This window comes from Methylibium sp., assembly GCF_965279545.1.
In the GTDB taxonomy this organism is placed as follows: domain Bacteria; phylum Pseudomonadota; class Gammaproteobacteria; order Burkholderiales; family Burkholderiaceae_C; genus Methylibium.
In genome coordinates, this window is record NZ_OZ257250.1 from 3958473 (window position 1) to 3978983 (window position 20511).

Annotated in this window: 18 protein-coding genes; 8 read left to right on the forward strand and 10 right to left on the reverse strand. The window is 71.6% G+C overall.

Going from position 1 to position 20511, the window contains the following annotated elements; translation table 11 throughout:
- Positions 1-75: 75 nt before the first annotated feature.
- Positions 76-1353 (reverse strand): 3-oxoadipate enol-lactonase, encoded by a 1278-nt coding sequence (pcaD, locus tag ACQY9S_RS18545; RefSeq protein WP_428421736.1) that lies wholly within the window; start codon positions 1351-1353, stop codon positions 76-78.
- Between the two features lie 224 nt (positions 1354-1577).
- Here pcaD and ACQY9S_RS18550 point away from each other — a divergent pair, with 224 nt between their 5' ends.
- Both ACQY9S_RS18550 and ACQY9S_RS18555 read left to right on the forward strand, forming a co-directional pair.
- Positions 1578-2654: a lipid A deacylase LpxR family protein gene (locus ACQY9S_RS18550; RefSeq protein WP_428421738.1), complete on the forward strand. Its 1077-nt coding sequence runs from the start codon at positions 1578-1580 to the stop codon at positions 2652-2654.
- A gap of 270 nt (positions 2655-2924) precedes the next feature.
- Positions 2925-3962, forward strand: coding sequence for a septal ring lytic transglycosylase RlpA family protein (locus tag ACQY9S_RS18555; RefSeq protein ID WP_428421740.1), 1038 nt, complete (start codon positions 2925-2927; stop codon positions 3960-3962).
- 26 nt (positions 3963-3988) lie between these two features.
- Here the strand turns inward: ACQY9S_RS18555 and ACQY9S_RS18560 are convergent, their stop codons facing one another.
- Positions 3989-4741: an SDR family oxidoreductase gene (locus ACQY9S_RS18560; RefSeq protein ID WP_428421741.1), complete on the reverse strand. Its 753-nt coding sequence runs from the start codon at positions 4739-4741 to the stop codon at positions 3989-3991.
- Between the two features lie 74 nt (positions 4742-4815).
- On the opposite strand from ACQY9S_RS18560, the gene ACQY9S_RS18565 reads away from it, so the two are divergent.
- Together ACQY9S_RS18565 and ACQY9S_RS18570 are read left to right on the forward strand one after the other, a co-directional pair.
- Positions 4816-6723 carry a PhoX family protein gene (locus tag ACQY9S_RS18565; RefSeq protein WP_428421742.1) on the forward strand — a complete coding sequence of 636 codons (1908 nt, stop codon included), beginning with the start codon at positions 4816-4818 and terminating at the stop codon, positions 6721-6723.
- Positions 6724-6991: 268 nt separating this feature from the next.
- A complete protein-coding gene (locus ACQY9S_RS18570) occupies positions 6992-7420 on the forward strand; it encodes a hypothetical protein (RefSeq protein WP_428421743.1) in 429 nt (142 codons plus the stop codon).
- A 36-nt stretch (positions 7421-7456) separates the two neighbouring features.
- Here the strand turns inward: ACQY9S_RS18570 and ACQY9S_RS18575 are convergent, their stop codons facing one another.
- Positions 7457-8977, reverse strand: coding sequence for a CoA-acylating methylmalonate-semialdehyde dehydrogenase (locus tag ACQY9S_RS18575; RefSeq protein WP_428421745.1), 1521 nt, complete (start codon positions 8975-8977; stop codon positions 7457-7459).
- Between the two features lie 114 nt (positions 8978-9091).
- On the opposite strand from ACQY9S_RS18575, the gene ACQY9S_RS18580 reads away from it, so the two are divergent.
- Positions 9092-10039 carry a LysR family transcriptional regulator gene (locus ACQY9S_RS18580; RefSeq protein WP_428421747.1) on the forward strand — a complete coding sequence of 316 codons (948 nt, stop codon included), beginning with the start codon at positions 9092-9094 and terminating at the stop codon, positions 10037-10039.
- 267 nt (positions 10040-10306) lie between these two features.
- Here ACQY9S_RS18580 and ACQY9S_RS18585 read toward each other — a convergent pair whose 3' ends face one another.
- The 4 genes from ACQY9S_RS18585 to ACQY9S_RS18600 are packed head-to-tail and all read right to left on the reverse strand — an operon-like array spanning position 10307 to position 13754.
- Positions 10307-11398 (reverse strand): WD40/YVTN/BNR-like repeat-containing protein, encoded by a 1092-nt coding sequence (locus ACQY9S_RS18585; protein WP_428421748.1) that lies wholly within the window; start codon positions 11396-11398, stop codon positions 10307-10309.
- Between the two features lie 38 nt (positions 11399-11436).
- The gene (locus tag ACQY9S_RS18590) at positions 11437-11706 is read right to left on the reverse strand and encodes a MoaD/ThiS family protein (protein WP_428421750.1); all 270 of its coding nucleotides are present in this window, start codon (positions 11704-11706) and stop codon (positions 11437-11439) included.
- A 44-nt stretch (positions 11707-11750) separates the two neighbouring features.
- Positions 11751-13082 carry a D-amino acid dehydrogenase gene (locus tag ACQY9S_RS18595; RefSeq protein WP_428421752.1) on the reverse strand — a complete coding sequence of 444 codons (1332 nt, stop codon included), beginning with the start codon at positions 13080-13082 and terminating at the stop codon, positions 11751-11753.
- An 18-nt stretch (positions 13083-13100) separates the two neighbouring features.
- Entirely contained in the window at positions 13101-13754 is a 654-nt protein-coding gene (locus ACQY9S_RS18600) for a LysE/ArgO family amino acid transporter (protein ID WP_428421754.1), read from the reverse strand.
- A 95-nt stretch (positions 13755-13849) separates the two neighbouring features.
- On the opposite strand from ACQY9S_RS18600, the gene ACQY9S_RS18605 reads away from it, so the two are divergent.
- Positions 13850-14788 (forward strand): LysR family transcriptional regulator ArgP, encoded by a 939-nt coding sequence (locus tag ACQY9S_RS18605; RefSeq protein ID WP_428421756.1) that lies wholly within the window; start codon positions 13850-13852, stop codon positions 14786-14788.
- A gap of 74 nt (positions 14789-14862) precedes the next feature.
- Here ACQY9S_RS18605 and ACQY9S_RS18610 read toward each other — a convergent pair whose 3' ends face one another.
- On the reverse strand, positions 14863-15096 hold the full coding sequence (locus ACQY9S_RS18610) for a hypothetical protein (protein ID WP_428421757.1): 234 nt from the start codon (positions 15094-15096) through the stop codon (positions 14863-14865).
- Positions 15097-15268: 172 nt separating this feature from the next.
- Here ACQY9S_RS18610 and ACQY9S_RS18615 point away from each other — a divergent pair, with 172 nt between their 5' ends.
- Together ACQY9S_RS18615 and ACQY9S_RS18620 are read left to right on the forward strand one after the other, a co-directional pair.
- On the forward strand, positions 15269-16843 hold the full coding sequence (locus tag ACQY9S_RS18615; protein WP_428421758.1) for an alkaline phosphatase D family protein: 1575 nt from the start codon (positions 15269-15271) through the stop codon (positions 16841-16843).
- A 103-nt stretch (positions 16844-16946) separates the two neighbouring features.
- The gene (locus tag ACQY9S_RS18620; protein ID WP_428421759.1) at positions 16947-17123 is read left to right on the forward strand and encodes a hypothetical protein; all 177 of its coding nucleotides are present in this window, start codon (positions 16947-16949) and stop codon (positions 17121-17123) included.
- A 499-nt stretch (positions 17124-17622) separates the two neighbouring features.
- Here ACQY9S_RS18620 and ACQY9S_RS18625 read toward each other — a convergent pair whose 3' ends face one another.
- Together ACQY9S_RS18625 and ACQY9S_RS18630 are read right to left on the reverse strand one after the other, a co-directional pair.
- A complete protein-coding gene (locus ACQY9S_RS18625) occupies positions 17623-19104 on the reverse strand; it encodes a VWA domain-containing protein (RefSeq protein WP_428421760.1) in 1482 nt (493 codons plus the stop codon).
- A 7-nt stretch (positions 19105-19111) separates the two neighbouring features.
- Positions 19112-20509, reverse strand: a complete 1398-nt coding sequence (locus tag ACQY9S_RS18630; RefSeq protein WP_428421762.1) for an AAA family ATPase — start codon at positions 20507-20509, stop codon at positions 19112-19114.
- Positions 20510-20511: the final 2 nt, after the last annotated feature.

Genomic DNA, 20511 nt, shown 5'->3' on the forward strand with positions numbered 1-20511 from the left:
AAAACGTAAGCCGGCCCGGCGCCATGCTGCTTGAAAGATCGGTTGGTGGGCGAAGTCACGGCGAGGTTCCCGTGCTCACGCGAGCCCGGCGATGAAATCGTGCACCGCTGCCGTGAACGGGCCCGGCTGCTCCAGGGCGCTCAGGTGGGCGGTGTCCCCGATCACCACCAGCCGCGCTCCGGGTACTGCCTGCGCGATGGTTTGCGACATCGCCACCGGCGTGCCCTGATCCAGTGCGCCGGCGAGCACCAGCGTGGGCACGCCGATCCGCGGCAACCGCGCTGTGCAGTCGTGCTGCATCACCGCGTGGCATGCGCCCAGGTAGCCCTGCACCGAGGTGCTGACCACGCGGCGGCGCCAGCGCGCCACCGTCGCCGGTTGCGCCGCGTGGAAAGGCGCGCTGAACCAGCGCTGCATCGTGGCATCGGCGATCGCCTCCAGGCCGTCGCGCTCGATCGTCGCGATGCGCTCGCTCCAGGCGTTGCGGCCCGCCGCGTCGAAGCCCGAGGTCGAATTCGCGATCACCAGCGCCTTCACGCGCTGCGGATGGCGCAGCGTCAGCTCCTGGCCGACCATGCCGCCCAGCGACAGCCCGATCCACACCACCGGGCCGGCATCGAGTTCGGCGAGCAGGCGCTCGGCGTCGTCGGCCAGCTCGGCCATCGTGTACGGGCCGGCCGGCGCGTCGGAGCCGCCGTGGCCGCGGTGGTCGTGGCAGATCACGCGGTGCTCGGCGGCGAGCCCGTTGGCCAGCGCATCCCACAGGCTCGCGTCGCAGCCCAGCGCGTGGCCGAGCACGATGGTGTGGCGGGGCACCGCTTTCGAGCGCGGCTCGCGCACCGTGTAGTGCAGTGCCGGCGTGCTGGCGGTACGGAAGGACCGGCCGCTGCCGGTGTGGGCGACTTCGGTGGCCGGCTGCGGCGGCAGCTCGCGGCCCAGCTCGCGCAGCAGCTTCACCGCGATCGACACGCCGGTGTTCGCTGCCGGCACGCCGGCATAGATGGCGGCCTGCATCAGCACCTCCTTCACCTCCTCTGGCGTCAGGCCGGTGGGGCCGTCGTCGCCGGCCCCCAGGCTCGCGCCCGAGCCGCCGACCAGCGCCGCGCGCAGGTGCAGCTCGAACTCCTCCCAGCGGCCCAGCGCGCAGGTGATGGCCAGCACGATGATGCGGCGCGTCTTCGCGTCCAGCCCGGGCCGGCCCCAGATCTCGTGCCAGGCGTAGCGGGTGATGAAGTTCTGGAAATCGGCGGTGAAGGCGTTGGCGCTCGCGATCGATTTGTTCACCCAGGCGTCGCCGAGGAGGGCGCGGCGGTTGCGCATGCCGCGTTCGAGGTCGTGGTCGTAGGGGTCCATGTGGGTGTCGTGTGGGCTGCGGTGGAGGCCGGCTGCGCTGTCCGATGGAGCGGCTGGCTGGTGTGCATCGTAGAGCAGGCACTTTCGAAACCCGCCACTTCCGGTGCAACCCCGGCGCTGTTACTCTTCGCGCCCATGAAATATCGACCCGCTGCAGCCGATCGCGCCCACCGGTACAGCCTCGTCAGCGCTGCATGATGCGACCGCAGCAGAGGGGGGCCGGCATGGCCTTCGGGGCAGGTCCCTGGATCGCGCGCTGCTGCGCCGTGGCCGCGTGGCTCGCGCTCGCGGCGCCCGCGGTGTCTGCCGAAGAAGACTGCAACCGCCTCGTGAAGGGCGAGTTCAATCCGGAACTGCTGGTGTTCCGCCTCGAGAACGACGTGCTCGCGCGCCAGGACCAGGGCTATACCAGCGGCCTGCAGATCAAGGCCGTCACGCCCAACCTCGATCGTCATGCCAACGACGCCTGCCTGCCGCCCTGGGCGCGCTGGCTGAACCGCCGGCTCGAGTGGCTGAGCCCCGAGAACTATGAACAGCGCAACCTCGTGTTCGGCCTTGGCCAGGCCATCTACACGCCGAAGGACCCCGAACGCAGCGACCTGATCGAGGACGACCGTCCCTACGCCGGCGTGCTGCTGCTGAGCGCGGGCTACAACGCCCGCCTCGGCAACCAGCTGTGGGCCACGCAACTCGCCCTCGGTGTGGTCGGGCCGGCCTCCTATGCGGAGCAGACGCAGAAGTTCTTCCACCGCGTGTTCGGCTCCGCCCACTTCAAGGGCTGGGACAACCAGCTCGAGAACGAGCCGGTCGTGCTGCTGCTGCACGAGCGCTCGCAGCGCTGGGGCAGCTATGCGCTGACGCCTGCGAGCGACGGCCTGCGCTGGGACGCGATCACGCACTGGGGCGGGACCTTGGGCAATCTACTGACCGGTGCCAACGTCGGCTTCGAAGTGCGTGCGGGCTACCGGCTGCCCGACGACTTCGGCTCCAGCCCGCTGCGGCCGGCCGGCGAGAACACCGCGCCGCTGCGTTTCGAGCGCTCCTTCGTCGGCTGGTCATGGCATGCCTTCCTGAACGCCGACACGCGCCTGGTGCTGCACGACATCACGCTCGACGGCAACAGCTTTCGCCACAGCCACCACGTCCACAAGCGTCTGCTGGTTGGCGACGTGGCACTCGGCGTGGCAGTGCTGGCCGGTGACTGGAAGCTCGCGTTCGCCCGCAACTTCGGCACGCGCGAGTTCAACGGCCAGCAGCAGCGGCCTTCGTTCGGCAGCATCACGCTGAGCCGCGAGTTGTGAGGGTGCGCGAGACGGCCTCCTGCGCAGTGCAGGACGCGGCTTCGGCTGCGAAACGGCGGTGGTTCGGTGATCGTTCTACAAGGCCACACGCCCTCGGCTGATCGACCCGGCGCAGGCGGCCGCGCACACAACCCCCATGAAGACGCCGACCAGGCCTTCGATCGCCCGTCGCAAGGCCCCGGGAACGGCCACGCCCGTGCGGGCTGCGCCGGCGAGCAGTGTGACAAGGCGGCTTTCGCCCAGGGTCTTGGCTCGGTTATGGTTCGCGCCATGCCCGCCCGCTCCTCCTTCACGACCTGCGCTGCCGTGCTGCCGTGGTGGCGCGCAGGGCTGGCGGGCGTGCTGGCCCTGCTGCTGGCAGCGTGCGGATCGGCGCCGAAGCAAGGCCCCGCGAGCGGCCGCGACGGGCCGGCCACCGAGATCCCCGCCGACCTGGCGCGTGTGCCCGACGCCGAGCCGAAGGTCGAGGCCATCCGCCCGGGCGGGCCGAACAAGCCCTACGACGTGCTGGGCCGCAGCTACACGCCCGAGACCCGCGACCTGCCGCTCCGGGAAAAGGGCCTCGCGTCCTGGTACGGCCGCAAGTTCCACGGCCGTAAGACGGCGAGCGGCGAGATCTACGACATGCACGCGATGACGGCCGCGCACAAGACCATGCCGCTGCCGAGCTATGCCCGCGTGCGCAACCCGGCCAACGGCCGCGAGGTGGTGGTGCGTGTCAACGACCGTGGTCCCTTCGCGGCCGGGCGCATCATCGACCTGAGCTACACCGCGGCGCTCAAGCTCGACCTGCTGCGCGGGGTCGCGCCGGTGGAAGTGGAGCGCATCACCTCCGAGGACATCCGCACCGGGGCCTGGCGGCGCAGCACCCCGGCCCCGGCGGCGTCGCTGGCAGAAGAGGCCGCGCAGGTGGCGGCTGCCCCGCCCGCCCCGTTGCCGGCGCCCCCGCCGGGGCCGGCAACGGCGACAGCTCCCGTTGTGCCGACACCGCAGAGCGTGGCGCTGGCCGACTTGCCCGACACCGAGGCGCCGGTCGCCAGCGGCAGCCCGGCCCGTGCGGACACGAGCGCGGCGCGCGGCTTCTGGGTGCAACTGGGTGCATTCCGCGACCGGGACGGGGCCGTCGCTTTCCGCCAGCGCGTCGCGAGCGAGCTGGAGTGGCTCGCGCCGCTGGTGGCGGTCTTCAGGGAGGCGCCGCTGTACCGCCTCCAGGCGGGGCCCTACGCCACGCGTGACGAGGCCCAGGGCGCTGCGCAGCGGGTGCGCGAGGCCTTGCAGCTGGTGCCGGTGATCATCGAGCGGCGCTGAGGGCCGCGGCGCTCCGGGTGCGCCAGTCAGCGGCCGCCCGACACGTCGAGCAGCGCACCGGTGACATAGCTCGCCGCGTCGGACAGCAACCACACGATGCTCTGCGCCACTTCGTCGGCGGTGCCGGCGCGCTGCATCGGCAGCTGCGGCGCGGCGCGCCGGGCGCGGTCCGGTTGACCGCCGGAGGCGTGGATCTCGGTGTCGATGATGCCCGGGCGCACCGCGTTGACGCGCACGCCTTCGCCCGCCACCTCGCGCGCCAGGCCGAGCGTGAAGGTGTCGATCGCGCCCTTGGCCGCGGCGTAGTCGACGTACTGGCCGGGCGAGCCGATGCGCGTGGCGGCCGACGACAGGTTGACGATCGCGCCGCCCGCGCCGCCGTGCACGCGGCTCATGCGCCGCAGCGCCTCGCGGGCGCACCAGAAGCTGCCGAACACGTTGACCGCGAACATGCGCTGCACGCGCTCGGGCGTCATCGCGTCGACCCTCGCGGCGATGTCGACCACGCCCGCGTTGTTGACCAGCCCGCGCAGGCGGCCGGCGCCGAAGTGATCGTCGACCGCGCCGAACATCGCCTGCACCTGCGTGCTGTCGGCCACGTCGGCGCGGAAGGCCTCGGCTTCTCCGCCGGCGGCACGGAGGCACTCGACCACGGCGCGCGCAGCGGCCGCGTCACGGGCATAGTTGAGGGCCACGGCCCAGCCTTGCGCGGCAGCGAGCGTCGCGGTGGCGGCGCCGATGCCGCGGCTGGCGCCGGTAACGAGCAACAGGGGTTTCATGGGGGCAGGTTAGCGCAGGCTGCTGCCCGCCGCACCGCCCGCCGAGAGAACGCACCCGAACCGGACCGCAGGACATGCCCAAGGACTTTTCGATGATGGAGGACTCCAATGCCTGCGCCAACCCCGACCTCCACGCGCTCAGCGATCCGGCGCGGCGCGTGCTGTTGCGCGGCGGGCTGGCGGCCACCGTCGGCGGCCTGCTCGCGCCGCTGGCCGGTTGCGGTCAGGCGGCTTTGGCGCGTGGCGGTGCGTTGCTGGGCTTTCGCTCGGTGCCGGTGTCGAGCGCCGACGCCGTCGTGGTGCCGCCCGGCTATGTGGCCGAGCTGCTCTATGCCTGGGGCGACCCGATCGGTGTGCCGGGCCTGGCGGCCGGTCAGCCCGCCTTTCAGCCCGATGCCGGCAACAGCGCCGACGAGCAGCTGCTGCAGGCCGGCATGCACCACGACGGCATGCACTTCTTCGCCGCCGGCAGCGACCGCGGCCTGCTGGTGGTGAACCACGAGTACACCGACGAAGGCCTGCTGCACGCCGACGGCATGAAGACCTGGAGCGCCGAGAAGGTGCGCAAGTCGCAGGCGGCGCTGGGCGTGTCGGTGGTCGAGCTGGCGCGCGCGGCGGACGGCCGCTGGGCGGTGCAGCGACCCTCGTCCTACGCGCGGCGCATCAGCGCCCGAACACCGATGTGGATCGGTGGCCCGGCCGCCGGCCACACGCTGATGAGGACCGAGTTCGACCCCGGCGGCCGGCAGGTGATCGGCACCTTCAACAATTGCGCCCATGGCGTGACACCCTGGGGCACCTACCTGAGCTGCGAGGAAAACTTCGTCGGCTACTTCAGCGGCCCGCCGCAGCCCGATGCACACGCCAAGCGCTGGGGCATGGTGCCGGGCGGCTATGGCCTGCGCTGGCACGAGCACGACGCGCGCTTCGACGCGACGCTGCACCCCAACGAGTTCAACCGCTTTGGCTGGGTGGTGGAGATCGACCCCTTCGATCCGCGCAGCACGCCGGTCAAGCGCACCGCGCTCGGCCGCGCCGCGCACGAGGGGGCCTTCGTCACGCAGGCGGCCGACGGCCGTGCGGTGGTTTACATGGGCGAGGACGCGCGCTTCGAGTACCTCTACAAGTTCGTGTCGCGCGATCCGGTGCGCACCGGCGGCTACGCCAACAACCGCGAGGTGCTGGACCACGGCACGCTCTACGTGGCCCGCTTCGACGCCGGCGGCTCGGGCGAATGGATTGCGCTGGTGCATGGGCAGAACGGGCTCGACGCATCCGCCGGCTTCGCGGACCAGGGCGAGCTGCTGATCAAGTCGCGCCAGGCGAGCGACCGGGTCGGCGCGACCAAGATGGACCGCCCGGAATGGATCGCGGGCGATCCGCGCACCGCCACGCTGTACTGCTCGCTCACCAACAACAGCGACCGCGGGACCGAAGGACAGCCGGGGGTCGACGCCGCCAACCCGCGTGCCAACAACACCATGGGCGAGGTGATCCGCTGGACCGAGGTGGGCGGCCATGCCGCGACGCGCTTCCTGTGGGATCACTTCATGCTGGCCGGCGATCCGGCCAACGAGCGCGCCGAGGCGCGCGGCAACGTGAAGGGCGATGCCTTCGGCAGCCCCGACGGGCTGTGGTTCGATCCGCGCGGCGTGCTGTGGATACAGACCGACGCCTCGGGCTCGTCGCTGGGCCGTGGCGACTATGCGCGCCTGGGCAACAACATGCTGCTGGCCGCCGACCCGCGCAGCGGCGAGGTGCGGCGCTTCCTCACCGGGCCGGTGGGCTGCGAGATCACCGGCACCGTGGGCACCGCCGACATGCGAACGCTGTTCGTCAACATCCAGCACCCGGGAGAAGGCGGCAACGACCACGGCGACCCGGCGGCGGCCAGGAAGGTGTCGACCTGGCCCGGCGGCGGGCGGCCGCGCTCGGCCACCATCGCGATCCGGCGGCTCGACGGCGGTGTCGTGGGGACCTGATCCAGCCGCGATACAAGCGGCTGGGCATGAACGCAACACAGCGACCCGGCGCAGTGCTCGCGCTGACGTTTGGCGGTCAGCTTGCCGGACAAGACACCGAACACCGCAACCGGCCGAAAGACGCCGGCTGATTTGATACGGGTGCACGCGACTTGGCATGAGGCGCGCTGTCGACTGCGTCCGACAGACCGGCGCGTCTCGCACCGACAGCGGTCGCGGTCCGGTCCTTCTACGCTGAAGGACACCGAAGCCGATGAGGGGCCCGACCATGAAGACCACACTGCAGACCGCGCTGGGCGCGTTGACCTTTGCCGCCGCGCTGGTGGCGGGCGCTGCCGCGCAGACCGCGCCCGATGGCCCGCCGCTGCCGCGTGTCGAACACGCCGGCGGTATCGCCTACGTGAACGGTGGCGCGGGGGAAGAGGCCCGCGCGGCAATCGAGCGGATGCGGCCGGACTTTGCACTGCGTAACGTGTTCAGCGGACAGGGCGGACAGTACGTCGTGGCCGATCGGGTGACGGTGCGCGGCGCGACCGGCGAGCCGCTCGAGATCCGCAATGCCGGGCCGATCCTGATGATGAGCTTGCCACCGGGCAGCTACACCTTGGAAGCCGATGTCGGCGGTCAGGTGCAGCGCAAGACCGTGCAGATCGGGAGCGCGCCGCAGCAGCTCAGCTGGCGCTGGCCGGGCGGCTGACGGGCGTCGCGCACGGCGCCCGCGTGCTGTCCCAAGTCACTTCGCCGTCGGCATCGCGAACTCGGCGCCCTTGGCCGTGCTTTCGGGCCAGCGCTGCATGATCGACTTCTGCTTCGTATAGAAGCGCACGCCCTCTTCGCCGTAGGCATGCAGGTCGCCGAACAGGCTCTTCTTCCAGCCGCCGAAGCCGTGCCAGGCCATCGGTACCGGGATCGGCACGTTGATGCCGACCATGCCGACCTGGACGCGGCGCGAGAACTCGCGTGCCACATGGCCGTCGCGCGTGAAGCAGGCCACGCCGTTGCCGAACTCGTGCGCGTTGACGAGCGCCACCGCGCTGGCGAAGTCGGGCACACGCACGCATACCAGCACCGGGCCGAAGATCTCTTCCTTGTAGATCTTCATCTCGGGCGTCACGTGGTCGAACAGCGTGCCGCCGGTGAAGAAGCCGGCTTCATGACCGGGCACCTTGCAGCCGCGGCCGTCGACGACGAGCGTCGCGCCTTCGCCGACACCGTGGGCGATGTAGCCCTCGATGCGCTCGAGCGCCTGCCGCGTGACGACCGGACCCATCTCGGCATCGAGTTCCATGCCGTTCTTGACCTTCAGCGCCCTGGCGCGCTCGGCCACCTTGGGCACGATCTGGTCGGCCACGTCACCCACCAGCACCGCAACCGAGATCGCCATGCAGCGCTCGCCGGCCGAGCCATAGGCCGCACCGATCAGCGCGTCGACGCTCTGCTCCAGGTCGGCGTCGGGCATCACCACCATGTGGTTCTTCGCGCCGCCCAGCGCCTGCACGCGCTTGCCGTGCTTCGCGCCGGTCTCGTAGATGTACTGCGCGATCGGCGTCGAGCCGACGAAGCTCACCGCCTTCACATCGGGGTGGGTCAGCAGCGTGTCGACCGCCAGCTTGTCGCCCTGCACGACATTGAACACGCCGTCGGGCAGGCCGGCCTGCTTCAGCAGCTCGGCGAGGAAGAGGCTGGGGCTGGGGTCGCGCTCGCTGGGCTTGAGCACGAAAGTATTGCCGGTGGCGATGGCCATCGGGAACATCCACATCGGCACCATCACCGGGAAGTTGAACGGCGTGATGCCGGCCACCACGCCCAGCGGCTGGCGCAGCACCCAGTTGTCGATGCCGGTGCCGACCTGGTCGGTGAAATCCGTCTTCAGCAGCTGCGGCGCGCCGCAGGCGAACTCGACGATCTCGATGCCGCGCGTGACCTCGCCCTGCGCGTCGGTGAACACCTTGCCGTGCTCGGCGGTGATCATCGCGGCCAGCGTGTCGCGCTGCTCGCCCAGCAGTTGCAGGAACTTGTTCAGCACCCGCGCGCGGCGCAGCGGCGGCGTGTCGGCCCAGGCCGGGAAGGCGGCCTGCGCGGCGGCGACCGCGGCGTTCACCTCGTCGGCCGAGGCCAGCGCGACCTGGCGCGCGACCGCGCCGGTGGCCGGGTTGTAGACCGCCTGGCGCCGACCGCTCGTGCTCGGCACTGCACGGCCGCCGATGTGGTGGCCGATTTCGGCAGCGGCGGTGAAAGCTTCGGGAGCGCCCATGGTCGGATTCCTTGAAATTCTCGAGATGCGATCCCCTCAGCTTAGGTGCCGGCAGGCCGCCTGACCAGCCATGCGCCGTGACTTCATTGTTCGTTTGAGTGAACAATGGGCGTCATGAGCACGACACCGAACACACCGTTGTGGCCGCATGTGCATGCGCTGGGCGTGATCGCCCAGTGCGGCAGCTTCACGCTCGCGGCCCAGCGGCTCGGCCTGTCGAAGGCCGCGGTCAGCCAGCGCATCGCCGAGCTCGAGCGCGCGGTCGGCGTGCCGCTGCTGCAGCGCACGACGCGCAGCGTGCGGCTCACCGAAGCCGGCAAGCAGCTGGTCGACGAAACCGCGGCGAGCTTCGCGCAGATCGAGCAGAGCCTGCTCGGCGTGCGCGACCTGGCCTCCCAGCCCCAGGGCCTGGTGCGGGTGACCGCGCCGGTCGCGCTGGGTCGCCAGCATGTCGCGCCGCAGCTCGAAGGTTTTCTGCGCGCCTGGCCGGGCATTCGCGTGGAGCTCGACCTGTCGGACCGGCTGGTCAACCTCGCGCACGAGGGCTTCGACCTCGCGGTGCGTCACACCAGCGCGCCGCCCGACAGCCACGTGGCCTGGAAGCTGTGCCCGTCGCGCACGCTGCTGCTGGCTTCGCCGGCCTACCTGCGACGACGCGGCACGCCGGGCCACCCCGACGAACTGGCGGGCCACGACTGCCTGCCCTACCTGCGCAGCGGGCCGTCGGTCTGGGCGTTCGAGAAGCTGCCGACCAAGGGCAGCCGCGGCGGCGAGCCGCAGCGCGTGGGCGTGACGGTGACCGGCTCCTTGCGCGCCAACAACTCCGAGGTGCTGCGCGATGCGGTGCTGGCCGGACTGGGCCTCGCCTTGCTGCCGGACTTCAGCGCCGCGGCGGCTCTGAAGTCGGGCCGTCTGCGCGAAGTGCTGTCCGACTGGCGGCCGGTCGGATTCTTCGGCGACGCGGTCTACGCGCTGCGTCCGTTCAGCCCCCAGGTACCGCGTGCGGTGCGCTCGCTGGTCGAGCACCTGCGGGCCGCGCTGGCGCAGGGCTTCGACGCTTGAAAAAAAAGCAGCCCACCCGGTGAAGGGCAGGCTGGCAAGTCCTTCAGGAAGGACATCGTTGGGACTGTATGACCGAGGAGGCCGGCGAACTGTGTCGCAATGCGGCCGCGCTTGCGGGTCGTGTTTCCGTGTGACAGCGGTTGATGGCACTGTAGAAGTCGGCCCGTTGCGCACCCATCCCCATAACGTAGGAGTTCTGGGGGGAGAAGCTCCCGTGTTTGACGCGGATCAAGGAACGAACGGCACGCCCGACGGCTCGTGCCGCGTTCAGCCGAACGCGAGGGCGCTGACCGGTGGCAGGTGAGTGGAAAGGCAGCGCCAGTCCTCGCCGCCGTTCTCGCTGAGCCACAGGTTGCCGCTGGTCGAGGCCATCGCGAGGCGTTCGCCGCTGGCGTCGACCACCAACGCATGACGGTAGACCAGGTCGTAGGCGGGCGCTGGCGGCAGACCACGTGCCAGGGTCTCGAAGCACATGCCGCCGTCGCGGGTGCGCGTCACCACCAGCCGGCCGTCGACCGGCACGCGGCATTCGTCCTTCACTGCCGGCACGAACCACGCCATCCCGGGCTCGCGCGGATGCACCGCGACCGCGAAGCCGAAGACCGAAGGCCCGGCGCGCTCGAGCTCCTGCCAGCTTCGGGCGCCGTCGTGGCTGACGAAGATGCCGTTGTGATGCTGGGCCCACAGCGTGTCCGGGGCTGCCGCACATTGCACGACGCGGTGCGGATCCTGGATGTTCTGCTCGTAGGCTCGCTCGGGCGGCATGAAGGCGGCGCGCATGCCCTGGGCCGACAGTGCCCAGCTTGCGCCGCCGTCCTCACTGCGCCACACGCCGCCGCACGAGATGCCGAGCAGCAGCCGGCGGCTGTCGCGCGGATCGACGAGGATGCTGTGGATGCCCGGGTGGTCGTAGCCGCCTCCGAACCACTCGCGGCGCTCCGGGCGCTGCCACAGCGACTCGACGAGCGCCCAGCTCGCGCCGCGGTCGGCCGAACGAAACAGGCCGCCGGGCAGGGTGCCCGCCCACAGCACGCCGGGCTGGTCGGCGCCGCCAGCGGCCAGGCTCCAGATCAGCTTCAGGTCCCAGGGCGTCGGATCGTCGCTGTCCTCGGGCTTTTTCGGGTAGGCCGGTGCGGGGAGCTCGTGCCAGTTCGCGCCGCCGTCGTCGCTGCGGCGCAGCTTGCAGCCGAAGTGACCGAGGTTCAGCGCGGCATACAGCGCGCCGTCGCGTGCATCGTGCAGGACCTGGCTGACCGGGTCGCCGAGGAAGTGCGCGGCGGTGTCCGGTACCCAGCCGGCTGTGTCGCGGTGCCAGCCCAGCAGGCCCTTGCGGGTCGCGATCCAGAGTCGGTTCGACATGGCGTGTCTCCTCGTCGTCGGGAAGCTCGGCACGGTGCTCAGCCGCCGGTCAGGGCCTGCAGCACATGCACTTCGGCATCGGGGCGCAGCGTATCGCTCAAGCGCTGGCGGTCGCGCGCGCGTTGCCCGTCGATGAACACCGCGACGTGGGCGCGCAGCGCGCCCTGGTCGTCGAGGAGGTAGCCGCGCGCCTGCGGGTTCGTCCGGAACACCTGTTCAAGTGCTTCGGCCAGCGTGGCAGCCTGCAGCGCGTGTCGCGGGCAGTCGACGTGGCGCTGCAGGTGGGCGGTGAACGTGACCGTGACCATCACCGGCGATTCTGCGCCTCCCGCAGGGCGTCGCGGTGATCGACTCAGGTGTTGGAAGCCGCCGCCGCCGCGCGGCGGTGCGTGCCGACCCAGGTCGTGGCGACGCGCTCGCCGCAGAAGCCGAATTCGAGCGCCGGGCGCTTGCCGCTGATCAGCTCGGCCAGCGCGCGGCCCGAACCGGCGCCATGCGTCCAGCCCAGCGTGCCGTGGCCGGCGTTGATCCACAGGTTCTCGATGCGGCTGCGGCCGATGTAGGGGATGTTGGTCGGGGTGCTGGGCCGCAGGCCGGTCCAGAAATTGGGCTCGGACAGATCGGCGACACCGGGAAACAGCTCTTCGTAACGCCGCACCAGTGCCTGGCAGCGCACGCGCGCTGTGGCGCTGTCGAGCCCGGTGTCGTAGCCGGCGAGTTCGGCGGTGCCGGCGATGCGGACGTGGTCACCGAGCCGCGAGACCGCGATCTTGCGGGCATCGTCGATCATGCTGACGACACTCGCGCGTTCGGGGGCTCTGAGCTGCAGCGTTGCCGAGTAACCCTTGGCCGGATAGATGTTCAGGTGCACGCCCAGCGGACGCAGCAGCGGTGCGGTGTAGGAGCCGAGCGCCGCGACGAAGGCCTCGGCCTGCAGCGTGCGCGGCTGGCGCGAGGCGATGTCGCGCACGCGCACCGCACTGATCCGTCCGCCTGCGCGGTCCAGGCCGTCGATCGCGTGGCCGAACAGGAAAACCGCCCCGCGTGCCGCACAGCGCTTCGCCAGCTCCTGCGTGAACACGCGCGCATCGCCGGACTCGTCGCTCGGCGTGTAGGTGCCGCCGGCAATGTGCGCACCGTAGCTGGCCAGCGCCGGCTCGACGCGCAGCACCTCCTCGCGCGACAGCACGCGGCGGTCCACGCCATGGCGGCGCATCAGCTCGGCGCCGGCCGCGCCGGCCTCGAAGTCCTTCTGGCTGCTGAAGAAGTGCAGGATGCCGCGCTCGAGCCGGTCGTACTCGATGCCGGTCTGCGCCACCAGGCCCTTCAGCGATTCATGGCTGTAGCGCCCGAGCGCGACCAACTGCTGCACGTTGCGCTCGAAGGCGCCGTCGGTGCACTGTGTGAGGAAGCTCAGACCCCAGCGCCATTGCCACGGGTCGAGCTTGGGGCGGAACAGCAGAGGCGAGTCGTCGCGCGCCAGCCACTTCAGCACTTTCAGCGGCGCCTCGGCATTGGCCCAGGGCTCGCAGAAACTGACCGAGATCTGCGCCCCATTGGCGAAGCTGGTCTCGAGCGCCGCATCGGGCTGGCGGTCGATCACGGTGACTTCATGCCCCTGTTCGAGCAGGTACCACGCGGTGCTGACGCCGATGATGCCGGCGCCCAGGACGATGACTTTCATGCCGAACTCCTTGGCCACTCAGGCCTGCGTCAGGGGCGTCAGCAGCAACTGCGCCGCAACCGCCCACATCACCACCGCGACGAGCGCGTCGATCGCCCGCCATGCCGACGGTTGGCGCAAGAAGCGCGCCGCGCCGGCCGCGCCGAAACCGAGCAGCGCGAACCATGCCGCCGACGCCGCCCAGGCCCCGGCCACGAAGCCCAGCCGCGCGGCGCCGACGTGCTGTGCACCGACCCCGCCCACCAGCACCACGGTGTCGAGGTAGACGTGCGGGTTCAGATAGGTGAGCGCGAGCGTGGTCGTCAGCGTGCCGCCAAGCGAGCCGCCGACGCCGGCAAGTTGCAGTCCGGCACTCCCGCCGCGCCAGGCCTGATGCGCGGCGCGCCAGCCGTACACCGCCAGGAAGGCCGCACCGCCGTAGCGGAAGGCCTCCAGCAGCAGCGGCTGCGCAGCGATCAGCGCACCCAGTCCGAACACGCCCAGCGCGACGAGCAACCCGTCGGACAGCGCACACGTCACCACCACCGGCAGCACGTGCGCCCGCATCACGCCCTGGCGCAGCACCAGCGCGTTCTGCGCACCGATCGCGACGATCAGGCCGGCCATCATCAAGGCGCCCTGCAACGCGGCGGCCGGGACGGCAGGATCGAGCGGACTGACGAGCGGGATCATCGCGAGATTGTGCTCAGCACCCTGTCTGCAGTGAAGCCAAATTCAAGTTATTGACATTACATTAGAGTGACTGATTTTCAGGCCGGGTGCACGCCATGCAAAACCTCGACCCTGCGGCGCTCGATTGCCTGGCCGCGCTTGCCGACGACGGCAGCTTCGAGCGCGCCGCGCAACGTCTTTCGATCACCCAGTCGGCGGTGTCGCAGCGCTTGAGGGCGCTGGAATCCCAGGTCGGGCAGCTGCTGGTGGTGCGCGCGCGGCCGCTGCGGCTCACCGAGCCGGGCAAGGTGCTGCTGCGCTTCGCCCGTCAGTTGCAGGCCATGCGCGCCGATGTCGCGCGCGAGCTCGGCGAGCGCATGCAATCACAGGCCCGGCTGCCGATCGCCGTCAACGCCGACAGCCTGGCGACCTGGGTGCTGCCGGCGCTGGACGACCTGGTGCAGCAGGGCATGAGGGACGGCTTCGGGCTGGAACTGATCGTCGACGATCAGGACTTCACCCACGAATGGCTGCGCCAGGGGCAGGTGCTGGGCTGCGTGTCGACCGTGCCGCAGGCGCTGCGCGGCTGCCGCGTCGAGCCGCTCGGCACGATGCGCTACATCGCAGTGGCCAGCCCCGCCTTCGTGGCGCGCGAACTGGGCGGCGACGCCGAAGGCGGCCTGAACCGCGGCAACTTCGCACGCGCTCCCTTCCTCGTGTTCAACCGCAAGGACGACATGCAGACGCAGTGGGTGTCGCAGGCCTTCGGCGTGCGCTCGCCCCGGCTCGAGGAGCGCTTCGTGCCGTCTTCCGAGGCCTATGTGCGTGCGGCCGCACTGGGCTGGGGCATCGGCGTCGTGCCCGAGTTGCAGGTGCGCGAGCGGCTCGCTCAGGGCGAACTGCTGTGCCTGCGACCCGACATCGGCGTCGAGGTGGCGCTGTACTGGCACCAGTGGAAGCTTGGCGGCGACAGTGGCCTGCCGGCCCGCGCGGCGCGGCTCGACGAGGTGGGCGCGGCGCTGGCCCGCGGCGCGGCCGCCGCGCTGGATCGCTGAGTGCCGCGCGTCCCGCGCGCTCCTGTGCAGGACTTCTGCCGCACACCAGCGCCGCGTGCCGGCGCGATGGCGACTCAGCGGCGCGTCGTCTCGTGCGACGAGCGATCGTGCGGGGGCGCCGCGTGGCGGCGCGGTGCGTGCTCGGGGCCTGCGGCGGGGCGCAGCGCCGGTGCCTGCCGCACGCCGGCGCCCGGTGGCTCGAAACGCCAGTCCGCCGTTTCGTCGCCTGCGGCGGCGAGCAGCATTGCGCTGACCACGGCGGCGCTGACGGTGCCCCAGGTGATGGCTTGCAGCGAGGTGCGGGTCATGGCGATGTGCTGGCGTTCAAGAACTGGGAAGCATGAAGCGGGCCGAACCCGATCTTGGAGCGTAGGCGATAGCGCGGCTGTGTCCAATCCGTCGAAGTAGGGAAGTCGTGACGAAACGCAGCCGGACGCTGCCGCAGGAACTTCATCAACGGTGGGCACAATCGGGCGCCTGATGCAGCGCCGTGACCTCCTCGCTCACCTTGGCCGCAGCGCCGCCACGCTGGCGCTCGGTACGCTGTTCACGCCCGGCGCCGGCCGCAGCGGCGAGCGCGTGGAGCGCCTGCCTGGCGGCGACGATCCCTTCACGCTCGGCGTCGCCAGCGGCATGCCCGCGCCCGACGGCGTGGTGCTGTGGACCCGGCTGGCGCCGCGTCCGCGCGAGCCGCTCGGCGGCCTGCCCGACGCGGCCATCGCGGTGCGCTGGGAGCTGGCCGAGGACGAGCGCTTCTCGATCGGCCGGCACACCGGTGTGGCCTGGGCCCGGCCGGAACATGCGCACAGCGTGCATGTCGACGTGGACGGCCTGCCGAGCGACCGCCGCTACTTCTACCGCTTCCACGCCGGCGAGGCGACCAGCCCTGTCGGCCGCACCCGCACCGCGCCGGCACCCGACGCTGTGGTCAACCGCCTGCGCATCGCGCTCGCCTCCTGCCAGCACTACGAGCAGGGCGAGTTCACCCTGCACCGCGAGATCGCTTCGCGCGACCTCGATTTCGTGCTGTTCGTCGGCGACTACGTCTACGAGTCGAGCAATGCGCGCTTGCGCGTGCGCCCGCACGAAGCGCTGCAACCGACCACGCTGGAGGGCTTCCGCCAGCGCCATGTCACCTACAAGCTCGACGCGGCGCTGCGCGCCGCCCATGCCGCTCACCCCTGGGTATTGACCTGGGACGACCACGAGGTCGAGAACGACTACGCCGGCGCCGCCTCGCGCGACCCGTCGCGCACCGCGGCCGACTTCCTGCAACTGCGTGCCGCTGCGTACAAAGCCTACTTCGAACACATGCCGGTGTCGCCGCGCAGTGCGCCGGTGGGGGCCGACATGCGCATCCACGAGCACTATCCCTGGGGCCGGCTGGCCGACCTGTGGACCCTGGACAACCGCCAGTACCGCTCGCTGCAGCCCTGCAACCCGGAGGGCATCGCCGGCGGGCGCCTGCTGACGCAGTGCGCGACGCTCGAGGACGACGCGGCCACCGTCTTCGGCGCGGTGCAGGAGCGCTGGATCGGCGAGCAGCTCGCCGCCAGCCAACGCGGCTGGCGCCTGCTGGCCCAGGGCACGCAGATCGCGCCCGGCGGCATCGACACGCCGCTGGGGCGCAGCATCTTCAGCGACGGCTGGGACGGCTACCCGAAGGCGCGTGCGCGGCTCCTGCGCGCCATCGCCGAGCAGCCGCAGGGCAACGTGGTCTGCCTCGGCGGCGACGTGCACCGCCATGTCGTCGCGCGCTTGCGCGCCGACCCGTCCGACCCGCGCTCGGCCGTGGTCGCCAGCGAATTCGCGACGAGCTCGCTGACCTCGCGCGGCCTGTCCGACACCGCGACCGCGCTGATGCGCAGCAGCAACCCCGACCTGCTGCACGCGCGCAGCGACGAGCGCGGCTACGTGCTGCTCGACCTCACGCCGCAGCGACTGCGTGCCGAGCTGCGTGCCACCGCCTTCCCGGTGGCGGCCGACGCCCAGGTGCACACCCAGGCGCGCTTCGTCGTCGAGCAGGGGCACCCCGCGCCGCAAAGCGACGCCTGAGGCCATCGCCGAGGCTGCCGGTCGCGCCGCAGCACGGCAAATGACCGATCAATCGCCCGCTACTCCAATGCTTGTGCGGCCGGCGTCCGCGCAGACTGCCCGCATGAACCTGGCCCGGATCTGGAAGCGATGGTTGCAGCGCTGGCATCTGCCACGCAGCGAGCATCAGGCCGTCCGCCCGACGCATGAGGACCCTGCCGATTGCGGCACGGCCTGGGGACTCGATCTGACGCTGCCGCCGAAGGCCTTCGACCGCTCGCGCTCACCCCGTCAGCCCTAGCCAGCCCTCATACCAACTCGCAATCAAACCTATCAAATCGTCCGGCGCCCTTCGGCTCGTTGGCGCCGTTCGTGTGCGTGTGTTGAGGTTCGAAGCGTCCGCCGGCCAGCCGTCTGCGGGTACCGAGCGTTGCTGGCGAGGCCGCCGGGCGAGCGGCTCCGCTCATGTCCTCCGGGCCGGGCTTCGCCCGGCCCTCCCCCTCTACTTCGCTGCGCCGCTCACCCGACGCCCTCGCCAGCACTCACCGTCGCCGCCTGCGCAGGCCGTCAAACCGCGGCAGGCCGCGGTGGTGGCAGCGCTGGGACGGGTTGCTGTGTGGAGTGAAGTCAAGGAGGAGGGGGCGGCCGTGAGGCCGACGCCGGGGGACATGAACGCAACACAGCGACCCGGCGCAGCGCCCGCGCCAACGTTTGACTTCGGCGTTCCGGACAAAGACTCCGAACACCGCAACCAGCACTGGCCCAAGCTTCAATCCGATGCGCTTGAATGCAATGCCGTATCAGGCTTGCAGGTTGCGCCTGGCGCGCTCGCTCAAGGCATTGGGGAAGTAGAGCGCCGTCAGGCTTTTGCTGTGCACCGGGGAGTGGCCGTCGGCATAGGCGGCCTGCGGATCGAGCGCGTAGCGGCGCCAGTCGCGCACCCAGTGGATCTGGTCGCAGACCTCGAGCAGGCCCATCGTCTCGCGGTCGCCGACCAGCACGCCCTGCACGCGCAGGCCGTGGCGCAGCCGGGCCGTGTCGAGCTGCTCCAGCGTGGCCGGCGTGCAGCCGAACTCGCCGTCGCTCACCAGCAGCAGATCGGCCTGCCGCCACTGCGCCTGGTTGACGGCCGCGACCGCGTGCGCGAGCGGCGCGGCCAGATCGGTGCCGCCGTCGAAGGCCTGGCCGATGAAGTCGAGCAGCGCGTCCAGCCCGGCCGGCGTGAGCGCCAGCTCGTGCGTCAGCACCTCGCCCGCGCCGCCGAAGGCGATCAGCTGGCAGCGGCGCTGCTCGCGGTGCGCGGTGCGCGCGGCCTGCAGCACCACGGCCTTGGCCAGTTGTTCGGGCGCGCCGCGCATCGAGCCCGAGGTGTCGATGCACAGCAGCATCGGACCGCGCTCGACCGGTGGTTGCTCGGCCTGCGGTGCGGTGCGCAGCGGCATCGCGCCACCGGGGCGCTGGTCGAGCAGCACCGCCTCCTCGTCCCACACCATCAGCCGCGCCTCGGCCAGCCGCGCGCGCCACAGCTTGTGCAGCAGCGGGTGGCGCAACTGCGCGGCTTCCGACGGCAGCATGCGCGCCAGGTTGCGGCCGGGGCGCACGCCGCGGATCTCGCCCGGCGCGTCGGGCAGCCGCGTCTCGACCACGTGGCCGAGCACGCGCTCGCGTCCTGGTGCTGCCGCTGCCGGCTGCGGCGGCGCCTCGCGCGGCAGGCCGCGCCCGAGCGCGGCGATCAGCGCGGCGAGCGCCGGGTTGCGCGTCAGCAGCGCGGCGAGCTGCTGCGCCTCGCGCCACTCGCGCCGCGCGAGCCGGCCGTGCAGCGCGTCCCAGCGCAGCGAAGCCAGCTCGCCCAGGTCCTGCAGCAGCGCGAGCAGGTGCTCCCAGTCGGCCCGCAGCAGCGTCCATTCGGCGCGAAAGGCCTCGACCATCGCGGTGATCGCCGCCTCGCGCGGCTCGCCGGCCGGGCGATCGATCAGGCGGTCGAGGTGCCACAGCGCAGTGCGCAACACCTGCTGCGCCGCGGCCGGCACGCCGCGCGCGAACTCATGCAGTCCGAGCTCGCCGATCGCTTGCCGCAGCGGCAGCAGCGCCCGTGGATCGGCGAAGTCGAGCGTCGCCGCGGGCAGCTCGCCAGCCTCCAGCGCCGCCAGCCAGCCGCGGGTGTGATCGAGCCGCGCTTCGCTGCCGCCAACCGCGCTGACCAGTGCCGGCAGCCACAGCTCGCGCGGCAAGGCCGCGAGCCGGTCGTAGGGCCGGTCGACGGCCGCGAGGCATGCGTCCATGCGGGCCTCAGGCCGCGGCTGCTTCGCCCCAGCGCACCGGCGCCGGCGCCACGCCGGCTGCGGCGGCATCGACCGGCAGCGCCGCGAAGTCGGCCCGCACCGTCTGCAGCCGCGCGAGCAGCGCCTCCACCACCTGCACCGAGGCGGCGTGGGCCGCGGCAATCCGCGCCGCCAGCGCGGGCGGCAGCCACAGCGCATCGCGCAACGCCTCGTCCATCGCCGCAGCGCGGCTGCGCAGCGGCTGCAGGTGGGCGGTGGCGCGGGCCAGCAGCTCGTCGAGCTGGGCCACGCGCGCGGCGATGTGGCGCGCGCCGTAGCGTGGCTGCATGCGCGCTTCCAGCGTGGCCGTCACCAGCCGGGTCACGCCCGGGCCTTCCTCGAGCCCGCCGATCGCGTGCGCCAGCGCCATCTTGCCGCTCTCGCCGTCGTCCTGGCGCGGCTGGCATTCGATGCCGAACTGCTGCTCGAAGGCCTCGACCGCCCGCGTGAGCCAGGGCGCTTCCAGCGGCCGGGCGCCGAGCAGCGTGTCGTGCACCCAGTCGGCCAGTGCCGCCAGCTGCGCCGGCTGCTCGGCCAGGCAATAGGGCAGCAGCCACAGGTCGACGCGCGACACCGCGCTGCGGCCGCTGCTCGCCGCGGCCGTCTTCAGCAGCCCGACGGTCTGGCGCCAGCGGCGGTCCGACACCGTGATCGACTGTTCGCGGGTGTAGCGGCGCGCGTCGGCCAGTGCCGCGATGAGTGCCGGGTCGAGGGTCACCGCATCGCGCGCCGCGGCCAGGCACTCGCGCTCGCCCGGGGTGATCGGCTCGGCGGCGTCGGGTGCCGCGCCGTCGAGCGTGAGCAGCGCCGCGAAGCCGGCGTCGCTGACCGGCAGCACCGGCACGCGCAACAGGAAGCGGTCGTAGAAGGCCTGCAGCGATTCGTCGGCCGGCACCTCGTTGGTCGCACCGACGACGCACACCAGCGGCGTGTGCAGGCGCTCGCAGCCGTTGTCGAACTCGCGCTCGTTGAGCAGCGTCAGCAGCGCATTCAGGATCGCGGAGTTGGCCTTGAACACCTCGTCGAGGAAGGCGATGCCGGCGGTCGGCAGGTAGCCGTCGGTCAGGCGCTCGTAGCGGTCGTCCTCGAGCGCCTTCAGCGACAGCGGCCCGAACAGTTCTTCCGGCACCGAGAAGCGCGTCAGCAGCCGTTCGAAATAGCGCGCACCATCGAAGGCGTGCTGCAGCCGCCGCGCCAGCGCGCTCTTCGCGGTGCCCGGCGGGCCGATCAGCAGCACGTGCTCGCCGGCCAGTGCGGCCAGCAGCGCGAGCCGTACCGCGTCCTCGCGCTCGAGCAGGCCGTGTTCGAGCCAGGTGATCAGCGCGCGCAGCCGCGCTGGGTCCAGAGCAGGGGCGTTGGCATCCATGG